Source organism: Mesorhizobium sp. P2_F5, from assembly GCF_056403715.1.
On the sequence record NZ_JBFUEY010000050.1, the window covers coordinates 1 to 11,357 of the forward strand.

Sequence of the window (11,357 nt, forward strand, 5' to 3'; positions counted from 1 at the left end):
CAACAAGCTGGCAGGAGCACAAAGATCGATGACACCGGCCTGATCATTGTGACACAACCGCGGCTCGATCGGACGCACTCTGTCATCCACGCCAGAATCCCTGCCGACCCAGATCGCCTCGGCGGGTCCCATTACAGAGTCAGGCTCCTAGGGCGCGCTTTGGCCAGCTTTCCGAAAAAACGTCACAAAGCGGCGCTTTCGCGCCGCAGTTGACTTGTCCAGCGGAGTGATTATCTCGGCTGAGACTCCCTTCAGGTGACCAATGACCAAGCTGACCTTCATCGCCCATGACGGCACTTCTTTCGATGTCGAGGCCGAAAACGGCTCGACCGTCATGGAGAATGCGATCCGCAATGCGGTGCCGGGCATCGAGGCCGAATGCGGCGGCGCCTGCGCCTGCGCGACCTGCCATGTCTATGTCGACGAAGGCTGGACGGCCGAGGTCGGCGAGCCGGAGGCGATGGAAGAGGACATGCTGGACTTCGCCTATGACGTCCAGCCGAACTCGCGCCTGTCCTGCCAGATCAAGGTGCGCGACGCGCTTGACGGCCTCGTCGTGCGCGTGCCCGCCCGCCAGGGCTGAACCAACTTCTTTCGGATTTTTACCGCCGCCGCTTGGCAGCGGACCAATGCTCATGCAGTCTCGCCCCAGTTTTGGCAATGAGGCTCGCCTGGCATGACCGATGTAATCAAGACGGACGCACTCATTGTCGGGGCAGGGCCGGTTGGCCTGTTCGCCGTGTTCGAACTTGGCCTCTTCGACATGAAGTGCCATTTGATCGACATCCTCGACCGGCCCGGCGGCCAGTGCGCCGAGCTTTACCCGGAAAAGCCGATCTACGACATTCCGGGCTGGCCTTCGATCTCGGCGCAAGGCCTGGTCGACAAACTGCTCGAGCAGATTCACCCGTTCAAGCCCGATTTCACCTTTAACCGCATGGTCTCCAGCCTGGAGAAGCTCGACGACGGCTCATTTCGGGTCACCACCGACGAGAATGAGGTGTTTGAGACCAAGGTGGTGGTTATCGCCGCCGGCGGCGGCTCGTTCCAGCCCAAGCGGCCGCCCATTCCCGGCATCGAGGCCTATGAGGGCAAAAGCGTCTTCTATTCTGTGCGTCGCATGGAGGATTTCCGCGGCCACGATCTCGTCATCGTCGGCGGCGGTGATTCCGCGCTCGACTGGACGCTGAACCTGCAGCCAGTGGCGAAAAGCGTCACACTGGTCCATCGCCGGCCGGAATTCAGGGCGGCGCCCGACAGCGTCAACAAGATGTACGCCATGCAGGAGATGAAGCAGCTGGAGTTCCGGGTCGGCCAGGTGAGCGGCCTAACCGGCGCCGACGGCCAGCTGGCGTCCGCGACCATCAAGGGCGGACCTGACGGCGACATCGAGGTGCCGTGCACCCGCATGCTGCCGTTCTTCGGTCTGACCATGAAGCTCGGCCCAATCGCCGAATGGGGGCTCAACCTTCACGAGAACCTCATTCCCGTCGATACCGAGAAATTCCAGACATCGGTGCCCGGTATCTTCGCCGTCGGTGACATCAACTGCTACCCCGGCAAGCTGAAGCTTATCCTGTCGGGTTTTCACGAGGTGGCGCTGATGGCGCAGGCGGCCAAGCGCATCATCAGCCCCGGCGAGCGCATCGTCTTCCAGTACACGACCTCCTCGACCAGCCTGCAGAAGAAGCTCGGCGTGGTGGCGTAGGTAGACCTGCCGAGCCGAGCTTCACTCCACAAGGCCTGCCGCCTCGGTCTCGTCGCGGCCACGCAACGACTTCTCCGGCATCAGCGCCAGCGTGATCAGCGACAGGACGAGCGTGATGGCCGCGGCAAGGAAGATCATCATGAAGGGTGTCGCTGACACGATCTGTCCGGCAGCCGGCGCGCCTTCGCCGGCAAGCGGCAGGCCATAGCCGAGCGCGACGGCGCCGAGCATGGCGACACCGAGCGCGCTGCCCAGCGAACGCAGGAAGGTCAGCACGCCGGTGGCGACGCCGAGATGCGCGCGGTCGACGGCGTTCTGCACCGACACGGTGGCCACCGGGAAGGTGGTGCCGCTTCCAAGCCCAATGCAGATCGTTAGCAGCTCGACCACCAGCAACGAGGCGCGGCCGGCGACCAGGCTGAGCACGCCGAGACAGATAATGGCGAAGACAACGCCGACCATGGCGATGCGTTTGTAGTGGAAGAAGCGCGGTATGGTGCGGCCGCTGAACGTTGCGCCGGCCACCGTGCCGAGCAGCAGGCCGAGCATGGCGATGCCCGACTGGCTGACCGAGAGGCCGATGATCGACTGCAGATAGACCGGCAGGTACACGGACAGGCCGATATTGGCGGCCTGCAGCAGGAACATTGACGCCGTGCCGGCAAGCACGATCGGATTGCTCAGCACTTCAAGCGAGATCAGCGGCTCGGCCGCACGCATCAGCCGCAGCGCAAACGCGCCCCAGAAGACCGCCGAACAGGCGAGCAGGCCGAGGATCTCGCGCGAGGCCCATGGATAGGCGCTGCCGCCCCAGTTGAGCGCCAGTAGAAGTAATGCCGTCGCCACCACCAGAAGCAGCGCACCCAGGGCGTCGATGCGATGCCGCTTTGCGGCGACCGGCAGCTTTCGCAGCGGCTTGTTGATGATCGCCATGGCCACCAGGCCAAGCGGGATGTTGATCCAGAAGATCAGCGACCAGTGCAGATGTTCGGCAAATCCGCCGCCGAGCAACGGTCCGGCGATGCTGGCGACTGCCCATGTGCCCGAAATCCAGGCGGCATAACGCGCCCGCTCGCGCGGCGGCACCAGGTCGCCGATAACGATCTGCGCCAAGGCGAACAGGCCACCGCCGCCCGCACCCTGGATCGCCCGGCCGATGACCAGCACGAACATGTTGGGGGCCATGGCGCTGACCAGCGATCCCGCGAGGAAGATCAGGATCGCCGCATAGACCGTCGGCCGGCGGCCATGGACGTCGGAGATCTTGCCGTAGAGCGGCGCCATGGCGGTCGCCGTCAGGAGATAGCCGGTCACGATCCACGGCAGATAGTCGGCGTGGCCGAGCGAACGGCCGATGGTCGGCATGGCTGGCGCGACGATGGTCTGGTCGAGCGCCGCCAGGAGCATCGACAGCAGGATGCCGGCGATGATGACGTTCTTCTCGCTTTCCGTCAGCGGCGCGGTGGGCGCCGCCAAAACCGGCTTGTCGACAGCCTGGTCCATATCAGTTCATCCACAGTGTCTGCGAGCGATTGCGCGGCGCCAAATGGCCGCTCCGCTATACGCCGCCTCAATTGGTCTTGATCTCGTGTTTCGAAGCTCGCGTCTTGCGAGCCTGACATATGTCGTCCCGTATAGGCCGATTTCGACCCTTGCCCGAAAATTTTCTGGGGCTGGCCTCATGTTTCGGCAGGATTGGCTTGGTATCAGTCCTGTGTTTCAGCCCGGTGGAAGCTGGCCGTTCTCGACGCGCTGCATGCGGTAGCGCAGCAGCCGCAGAATGCGGCTTTCGAAGTTGACGCCTTCGACGCGGTCGAAGCGCAGCTGGTCCTGGTCATGCCTGGCGAGCTCGGCCGCTGTGATCTGCGCCGCCTTCGCCTTTGCCTCGGCGCAGGTCTTTTGCGGGAAGCTGGCGTTCAGCGCGTCCTCAAGCTGACGACCGTGGTTCTTGGCAATCTCGACATGGCGCTCCTCGTGGCGCTTGATGTCTGCCGACAGCGTATCCCAGAACAGCCTGACATCGGAGTCGGCCTTGCGCGGCCGGCGCCATTCCGGAAGGATGACCTTGACCTTGACGGTGACGGCGGCCTTGGCGATCCGGCAGGACTCAGCGGTCTGCGCGTAGCTGATGCGGGTGGTGAACGCCATCTGCGTGGCGCCCGGATGCCGCATCCCGGTGCTTTTCACCTCGGGTCCATGCTTCGACAATTGCGTCTCGATGTCATCGAGCGTGCTGCCGCCGATGGCAAAATAGCTGTAGGTCTTTACCAGATTGGCCGCGCCCGCCGGCAAAGCGGTCAAAGCCAGCATCAGGGCGCAGAGCAGGGGTCGCTTCATCATGTTGCCTCTTCACTCACCTTGCTTTACGGCCGTTGCCGGCGCAACGGAATTGATCTTCCACCGATCACGCATCGTTGATGGATTGCAAGCGCTCGATGAGCCACATGGTTGAAGGACAATGACGACAAGGCGATGGCAACTGGCGCATGGGCGCCATCTCGACCTTGGCGAGGAAGCCATAGTGGTCGGCATTCTCAACGTCACGCCGGACAGTTTTTCGGATGGCGGGCAGTTCGTCACGGCTGAACAAGCGGTGGCTCAGGCGCGCCGCATGGTGGAAGAGGGCGCTGCCGTCATCGACATCGGCGGGGAATCGACGCGCCCCGGCGCCTCTCCCGTCACCCCTGCGGAAGAACAGGCCCGCATATTGCCGGTGATCGCCGCACTCGCCGGCTCTGGTGAAGCCCTGATTTCGGTCGACACCTATCGCGAGGAGACCGCCCGCCTGGCCGTCGCCGCGGGTGCGCATATCGTCAACGATGTCTGGGGCTTGCAGCGCGAACCGGGCATTGCCCGCGTCGCCGCCGAGACCGGCGCCGGACTGGTCATCATGCACACCGGGCGCGAGCGTCAAAAGCTGCCCGACGTCATCGACGACCAGTTTTTCTTCCTCAAAACATCGCTGGAGATTGCCAGTCGCAGTGGCGTCAAGGACGACCAGATCGTGCTCGACGCCGGCTTCGGCTTCGCCAAGGAGACGGCGGAGGAAAATCTCGACCTGATGGCGCGGTTTTCCGAATTGACGGCGCTCGGCTTTCCCTTGATGGCCGGCACTTCGAGAAAACGCTTCATCGGCACCGTAACCGGCCGCGACGCCGCTGAGCGCGGCGCAGGGACGGCAGCCACCAGCGTTATCCTCAGGCTCAAGGGCGCCGATCTGTTTCGCGTCCACGATGTCGCAATCAACGTGGACGCGCTGGCCGTTGCCGATGCTATGCTGGCGCGTGAAAAGCCAGGATGCTGAGCCCAGGACACTAAGAAATGTATGTCATCCGTATGAAGAACTGCGCCTTCTTTGCCCGGCACGGCGTGCTGGACGAGGAGGAGGCGCTTGGCCAGCGTTTCTATGTCGATGCCGAGTTGACGGTCGAGCCCAGCCGTCCGTTGGAGGATGATTCCATCGAGGACACCGTCAATTACGGCATCGCCTTCACGGTGATTGAAAAGATTGTTACTGGACATCGCCGTTTCCTGATCGAGGCGCTGGCGCTCGAAGTGGCGAAGGCGCTGACGGCGCGGTTTCCGCAGATCAGGAAGGCCGAGATCACCGTGCGCAAGCCGAACGCGCCGGTACCCGGCGTGCTCGATTATGTCGAGGTGACCGTTGTCTGGCCCGAATAACACGGTCTATCTCAGCCTTGGCGGCAATCTCGGCGATCCGGCGGCCTCGATGGCCACGGCGCTGCGCCTGCTGGACGCCGACGAGAGCACGCGCGTCATCGCCGTCTCCTCGCTCTACCGCACGCCACCCTGGGGCAAGCTCGACCAGCCGGATTTCCTCAACGCCGCCGCCGAAATCTCGACCGCGCTGGCGCCAAGGGCGCTGCTCGACCTCTGCCTTGAGGCCGAGCGCAAGCTGAAGCGGGTGCGCGAGGAGCGCTGGGGGCCGCGCCTGATCGACATCGACATATTGGTGTTCGGCGACCGCGTCATCCACGAGACCGGGCTGGAAGTGCCGCATCCCCGGATGCTGGAGCGCGCCTTCGTGCTGGCGCCACTGGCCGAGATTGCGCCGGAGCTGGCCGTGGGCGGCCGCAGCGTCACCGAGCGGCTCGGCGCTGTCGATACGTCAGGCATAGAGCGGCTGTCTTCCGGCCGCGACTGGTGGCTTAGCTAACCGGAAAAGCCGCCGTCATCGAGAAAGGCCTGTTCGTCCACCGTCGTCTGGCGGCCGAGCATGCGGTTGCGGTGCGGAAAGCGGCCGAAGCGCTCGATGATGTCGCGGTGCTCGACCGCGTATTTGATATACTCCGGCGCGTTGGCGGTGGTGAGCTCAACCGATCTGTCCTGGTCGGCGGGCAGTTCGGAATGTTCGTAAGGCAGGTACAGGAAGACGCGCAGGTCCTCTTCCAGCGCAAGGTCATGGCTGGCCGCAATCGCTTTGGCGGCAAAGTGCCTTGCCAGCGGATCGGTGGCGTACATGTGGCCACTGCCGCGAAAACAGTTGCGCGGAAACTGGTCGAGCAGGATCATCAGCGCCAGCGAACCTTCGGCATGCTCCGACCAGGCATCGCACTCGCGCCGCGCGGCAGCAAAGTGCAGGTCGAGAAACCGGCTGCGAAAATCCGCGTCGAAGGCATCGTTCTTCTCGAACCATGCATCTTCACCGGCTTCGCGCCAGAATTTGGTGACGGCGAGCGGGCGCTCATCCAATGCGGTCATCAGCTTTCCCCTCGGTCGGCGGGCTCGGGTTTGTGCAGCACGCCGGCGGTCTCTTCGTTCAGCGCCTGGCCGGTCCGGCGCGGCGTGGCGAGCGGCGTCGGGATCGGCGTGCCGATATTGCCCCTGAGGAAACGCTGGCCTGCCCGAATGCCTTCCGCCAGCTGCGTTTCGAAGCGGGCATTGTCGCGGCGGCGCACATCCTCGATGACCTCGGCGACATCTTCCGGGTCGACACCCAGCGCCTCGAGCGCTGAGCCGCCGAAGACCAGCGCCGATTCGAAGGTTTCGCGCAGCTGGAAGTCGACCCCGGCGCGAATGAGCTGCAGCGCGGTGCCGCGGTCGTAGGCGCGCGCCAGCACCGTCAGCAGCGGGAACTCTGCTTTGATCAGTTCCGCCATGCGGACGGCGGCATCGGCCTTGTCGACGCAGATCAGCACGGCGCGCGCACGGCCAGCACCCGCGGCGCGCAGAATGTCCAGCCGCGTGCCGTCGCCATAATAGACCTTGAAGCCGAAATCGGCGGCGGCCTGGATCATTTCGACATCATTGTCGATGATCGACACGTCGATGCCGCGCAACAGTAGCGGCTGGCTGGCGATCTGGCCAAAGCGGCCGAAACCGATGACCAGGACGCTGCCGGTGAGGCCGTCGGCGATGTCAACGCCTTCGAGCGACTGCTCGTCGCGCGGCGTCAGATATTTGAGCGCAATGATCGCCAGCGGCGTCAGCACCATGGAGATGATGATGATCGCGGTCAGCGTCGCGTTGGCCCGACTGTCGATGATGCCGACGGCCGCCGCCGCGGAATAAAGCACGAAAGCGAATTCGCCGCCTTGCGCCATGAACACGGCGCGCTCCAGCGCCTCGCGATGGCCGCTCTTCAGCATACGGGCGACGAGATAGATGCCGAGCGCCTTCATCACCATATAGGCGACCACATAGATGGCGATCAGCCGCCAGTTGTCGACCACCACATGCAGGTCGAGCGACATGCCGACGGCGAGGAAGAACAGGCCGAGCAGGATGCCGCGAAAAGGCTCGATGTCGGCTTCCAGCTGGTGGCGGAAGGTCGATTCCGACAACAGCACACCGGCCAGGAAGGCGCCCATCGCCATCGACAGGCCGGAAAGCTGCATGACCAGCGCCGACCCCAGCACCACCAGAAGCGCCGCCGCCGTCATCACTTCGCGCGCCTTGGCGTCGGCCAGGATGCGGAAGAACGGATTGAGCAGATAGCGGCCGGCCACCACCAGCCCGACAATGGCGCCAAGGCCGATGCCGACCTCGGTCAGCCTTTGCTGCAGGGTCATCTCGGCACCGCCCGGCGCCAGGAAGGCGACCAGCGCCAGCAGCGGCACGATCGCCAGATCCTCGAGCAGCAGGATGGAAACGATGCGCTGTCCCTTGGGCGACGCCATCTCGCCGCGCTCTTCGAGAAGCTGCATGACGATCGCCGTCGAGGTCAGCACGAAGCCGGCGCCGGCAACGAAAGACTGCGCGATCGGAAATCCGCCGGCGAGCCCAACACCGGTGAGCAGCAAGGCGCAGACGCCGACCTGTAAGGCGCCGAGGCCAAAAATCTCGCGGCGCAGGCCCCATAGCCGCGACGGCTGCATCTCCAGCCCGATGATGAACAGGAACATGACGACGCCGAGTTCGGCGACATGCAGGATGGCTTCCGATTCGGAAAAAATGCCAATACCGAACGGGCCGATGACCACGCCGGCGGCGAGATAGCCGAGGATCGAGCCCAGCCCCATCCGTTTGAAGATCGGAACCGCGACGACGCCTGCGGCAAGCAGCGCCACCACCTGAATGAGATCGCTGCCCGATGCTTCCGCTGCCATGCCTCTTGTCCCTCTGTCTCGCAGCACTCCTTGCATGCAGTTGGAGCGGGAGGCAAGGGCGGGAAGCCTGCCAAGACGGGTAGGGTGCCGTCGCAGCGATTCCCCTGGTGGAACAACCGTCTCCGCTTGCCTGCCGGACGTTCGGCATCTATATTTGCCAAATGCCTGACTATTCGTCCCGCCCGTCGTCGCCACCACACATCCCGATGGATGCGCTCAGCGAAGTTCTGCAGGACTTTCGCTTGAGTGGTGTCAACTATGGCCGCTGCGAGCTCCGACATCCATGGAGCATAGATTTTCCGCAACAACCGCTGCTTCGGTTTCACTTTGTCGGCCAGGGTCCATGTTGGATTCATATCGAAGCCCAAGGCTGGCAGGAGTTGCGCGACGGCGATCTGGTGCTGCTGCCGCAAGGCACCGCCCATCGGCTGGCGAGTGCGCCGGATGTTGCCGGCGACTCGCTCGATGGTTGCCAAGTGATCAAGTTGGGAGGCAACGTCTGCGAAGTGGTGCGGGAAGGAACGGGCGCGACAAGCTCCCTTTTCTGCGGCTCGATGGCCTTGGGCTCCTGTGCGCTCAACCCATTGATCACGTTGATGCCGCCTATCATCAAGGGTTGCGACGTGGCCGGCAATGACCCGGTCGTCGGCCCTTTGCTGGCGGCCATGACGGCGGAGGCCGCACACCCGCAGATGGGCAGCGCCACGATTCTGTCGCGTATGGCGGATTTGCTGACGGCCCGGCTCATCCGCTGCTGGGTCAATTGCAATGGAGCTTCGACCACCGGTTGGCTCGCTGCCATCCGCGACCCCCATATTGGCCGCGCTCTGGCAGCCATGCACCGAGACCCCGGCCACAACTGGACGCTGGGAAGCCTGGCCGGCGTGGCAGGCCAATCGCGCTCGATTTTCGCCGAGCGCTTCAGCGCTGTGTTGGGCGAGGGTGCTGCACGCTATCTCGCCCGCCTGCGTATGCAGCTTGCCCGCGAATTGCTGGGACAAAACGGCTTGTCGGTTGCCGAGGTGGCTACCCGTTTGGGCTATGATTCCGAGGCATCCTTCGCTCGCGCGTTCAAGCGCATCACCAATGTCTCGCCCGGCGTTGTGCGCCGCACAATTCCCGGACGAATAGATATGAATTTCGGATTTTAAGGTACATATCATCCGGGTGGACTCGTCTATGAAGATCTCCAAACTTTGGAGATCCTTCAGTGACTGACACAACATTACAGCTTGAAGACGCTGCGATTGTCCTTGATGCCGATGCACCAGCAGCGTGGAGCGCGGCCACCTGGTTCGCGGTCATTTCATTGGCGGCCACCAGCTTTGCCCTGGTGTCGGCCGAATTCCTGCCGGCAGGTCTGTTGACGCCAATGGCGCGCGATCTCGGCATCAGCGAGGGAACGGCCGGACAGGTCGTCACCGCCACCGCTTCCGTTGGCGCAGTGACGGCCATGTTGAGCAATGTTCTCATCGGCCGATTGAATCGCAAGACGGTGCTGGTTGGCCTGATGGCCTTGGCGGTCGCTTCCAATATTCTTGCAGCGTTGGCGCCTAATTTCTGGCTGTTGTTGTTAGGCAGGGCCGGGCTGGGGATCGCTCTCAGCGCTTTCTGGGCACTTTCGGTTGCCGTCGTAGCGAGGCTGGTTGGCGCCAATGCGACAGGTCGAGGCATGGCCATCGTCACCCTCGGCGTCTCGCTCGCCACCATTGCCGCGCCGTCGATGGGTGCATTGATCAGCGACTGGCTGGGATGGCGCAGCGCCATGGCCATGACAGCGGGGCTGGCCCTGGTTGCCATGCTGCTGCAGTTTCTCAGCCTGCCGACCTTGCCTGCAAGCGCAAGCAATAGTCTTGCCGACGTATTTCGGCTGACGCGGCGGCGTGGCATTCAGCTCGGCATGCTTGCCATTGTTTTGCTGATGACCGGGCATTTCGCCGGATCCGTCTATGTGCGGCCCTTCCTCGAACACGTGACGCTGCTTGCAACCGGGCCGATTGCTCTCGCTCTGCTCGGATTTGGCATCGCCGCCGTGATCGGCAACATCGCCGGCGGCCGCTTGGCCGACGCCAATATCCGCATGGCTCTCGTGGTGACCGCCGTCTTGATGGCGTTTGCGGCGCTGGCATTGGTGCTTTGGGGCGTGCACGTCGGCGCTGCCTTCGCGTTCGTAACGCTTTGGGGCTTGGCCTTCGGCATGGGGCCGGTTGTGCTGCCGACCAATCTGTCGCGTGCGGCACCCGACGCGCTGGAAGCGGCGGGCAGCCTGATGGTCGTCTCTTTCCAGGTTGCCATCACCATCGGCGCGGTTGTCGGCGGTTATGTCGTGGACAACTACGGCGCCACGGCCCCTTTGACTCTCACCGCCATCCTTGCCGCATCGACAGCTTTGCTGGCGCTGCTTCAGCCTCGCAGCTGAACCCTGCTTCAACAGACGCGGCGGCCTAACTCCGGGCCGCTGCTATGTTGCAGCCGCGTTACACAAGTTTATGCAGTTCTCGCGTTGCGTTTAGCCGCAATCGGCGGCTAAGGGACGCTCGGCTTCGGCCGTTGGAAGGCAGCAACGATCAAGTTCTGCCTTTGTGAGGAGATGACTGACATGAAGAAGTTTTTGCTCGTTGGCGTGGGTGTCGCCATGCTTGCCGCATCTGCCTGTTCCAAGGCGCCCGAATGCACGACCGAAATGCTGACCAAGAAGGCTCAGGATGTGACGACCGCCCTACAGGAGGCGATCACCAAGGATCCGTCCAAGGCGGCCGATCTCACCGCCAAGGTCCAGGCGGTCACCACCAAATATTCCGGCGCCACCACGGCGGCCGAGGCCTGCAAGGCTTATGACGACGTGCTTGCCGCCATCAAGGGCTGAGCGAAGCGCTGATCTGGTTGCTTTAAAAAGAGGCGGTGGCCATTGGCTGCCGCCTCTTTTTTTACGTTTAAAGCGTGTTGCGATTAATCGGCCTCATATCCGGCCGCTTTGAAGAAGTTTCTGCATTCGGTTGGCTCGAACAGATGGCAGATATCGCCGAGAGCCTCGCAGAGTGCATCGAAGCTTCTGGCCGCCTTCTTTCGCAGCCTCGCCT

Annotated in this window: 12 protein-coding genes; 8 read left to right on the top strand and 4 right to left on the bottom strand. The window is 63.3% G+C overall.

What is annotated here, in order from left to right; genetic code table 11:
- Nucleotides 1–262: 262 nt before the first annotated feature.
- Together AC1DYO_RS31995 and AC1DYO_RS32000 are read left to right on the top strand one after the other, a co-directional pair.
- On the top strand, nucleotides 263–583 hold the full coding sequence (locus tag AC1DYO_RS31995; RefSeq protein WP_477268637.1) for a 2Fe-2S iron-sulfur cluster-binding protein: 321 nt from the start codon (nucleotides 263–265) through the stop codon (nucleotides 581–583).
- A gap of 93 nt (nucleotides 584–676) precedes the next feature.
- Nucleotides 677–1,708 carry an NAD(P)/FAD-dependent oxidoreductase gene (locus AC1DYO_RS32000; RefSeq protein ID WP_477268638.1) on the top strand — a complete coding sequence of 344 codons (1,032 nt, stop codon included), beginning with the start codon at nucleotides 677–679 and terminating at the stop codon, nucleotides 1,706–1,708.
- A gap of 21 nt (nucleotides 1,709–1,729) precedes the next feature.
- Here the strand turns inward: AC1DYO_RS32000 and AC1DYO_RS32005 are convergent, their stop codons facing one another.
- Entirely contained in the window at nucleotides 1,730–3,211 is a 1,482-nt protein-coding gene (locus AC1DYO_RS32005; RefSeq protein WP_477268640.1) for an MDR family MFS transporter, read from the bottom strand.
- A 216-nt stretch (nucleotides 3,212–3,427) separates the two neighbouring features.
- The gene (locus tag AC1DYO_RS32010; RefSeq protein WP_477268642.1) at nucleotides 3,428–4,048 is read right to left on the bottom strand and encodes a DUF922 domain-containing Zn-dependent protease; all 621 of its coding nucleotides are present in this window, start codon (nucleotides 4,046–4,048) and stop codon (nucleotides 3,428–3,430) included.
- A 118-nt stretch (nucleotides 4,049–4,166) separates the two neighbouring features.
- Here AC1DYO_RS32010 and folP point away from each other — a divergent pair, with 118 nt between their 5' ends.
- Genes folP through folK form a run of 3 tightly spaced genes read left to right on the top strand, consistent with a single transcriptional unit; the run spans nucleotide 4,167 to nucleotide 5,885 of the window.
- The gene (folP, locus tag AC1DYO_RS32015; protein ID WP_477268644.1) at nucleotides 4,167–5,012 is read left to right on the top strand and encodes a dihydropteroate synthase; all 846 of its coding nucleotides are present in this window, start codon (nucleotides 4,167–4,169) and stop codon (nucleotides 5,010–5,012) included.
- A 17-nt stretch (nucleotides 5,013–5,029) separates the two neighbouring features.
- On the top strand, nucleotides 5,030–5,389 hold the full coding sequence (gene folB, locus AC1DYO_RS32020) for a dihydroneopterin aldolase (RefSeq protein WP_112395424.1): 360 nt from the start codon (nucleotides 5,030–5,032) through the stop codon (nucleotides 5,387–5,389).
- On the top strand, nucleotides 5,373–5,885 hold the full coding sequence (folK, locus tag AC1DYO_RS32025) for a 2-amino-4-hydroxy-6-hydroxymethyldihydropteridine diphosphokinase (RefSeq protein WP_477268646.1): 513 nt from the start codon (nucleotides 5,373–5,375) through the stop codon (nucleotides 5,883–5,885). The genes folB and folK overlap by 17 nt, the downstream gene beginning before the upstream one ends.
- Here folK and AC1DYO_RS32030 read toward each other — a convergent pair.
- Together AC1DYO_RS32030 and AC1DYO_RS32035 are read right to left on the bottom strand one after the other, a co-directional pair.
- On the bottom strand, nucleotides 5,882–6,430 hold the full coding sequence (locus AC1DYO_RS32030) for a DUF924 family protein (protein ID WP_477268648.1): 549 nt from the start codon (nucleotides 6,428–6,430) through the stop codon (nucleotides 5,882–5,884). The two genes, folK and AC1DYO_RS32030, sit on opposite strands and share 4 nt — an antisense overlap.
- Nucleotides 6,430–8,277: a monovalent cation:proton antiporter-2 (CPA2) family protein gene (locus tag AC1DYO_RS32035; protein WP_477268650.1), complete on the bottom strand. Its 1,848-nt coding sequence runs from the start codon at nucleotides 8,275–8,277 to the stop codon at nucleotides 6,430–6,432. Before AC1DYO_RS32035 ends, AC1DYO_RS32030 begins: the two co-directional genes overlap by 1 nt.
- Nucleotides 8,278–8,438: 161 nt before the next feature.
- On the opposite strand from AC1DYO_RS32035, the gene AC1DYO_RS32040 reads away from it, so the two are divergent.
- The 3 genes from AC1DYO_RS32040 (at nucleotide 8,439) to AC1DYO_RS32050 (ending at nucleotide 11,143) form a co-directional block, all read left to right on the top strand.
- Nucleotides 8,439–9,428, top strand: coding sequence for an AraC family transcriptional regulator (locus tag AC1DYO_RS32040; protein WP_477268656.1), 990 nt, complete (start codon nucleotides 8,439–8,441; stop codon nucleotides 9,426–9,428).
- A 59-nt stretch (nucleotides 9,429–9,487) separates the two neighbouring features.
- On the top strand, nucleotides 9,488–10,696 hold the full coding sequence (locus AC1DYO_RS32045; protein WP_477268652.1) for an MFS transporter: 1,209 nt from the start codon (nucleotides 9,488–9,490) through the stop codon (nucleotides 10,694–10,696).
- Between the two features lie 180 nt (nucleotides 10,697–10,876).
- Nucleotides 10,877–11,143 (top strand): hypothetical protein, encoded by a 267-nt coding sequence (locus tag AC1DYO_RS32050; protein ID WP_477268654.1) that lies wholly within the window; start codon nucleotides 10,877–10,879, stop codon nucleotides 11,141–11,143.
- The last annotated feature ends 214 nt before the right edge of the window (nucleotides 11,144–11,357 follow it).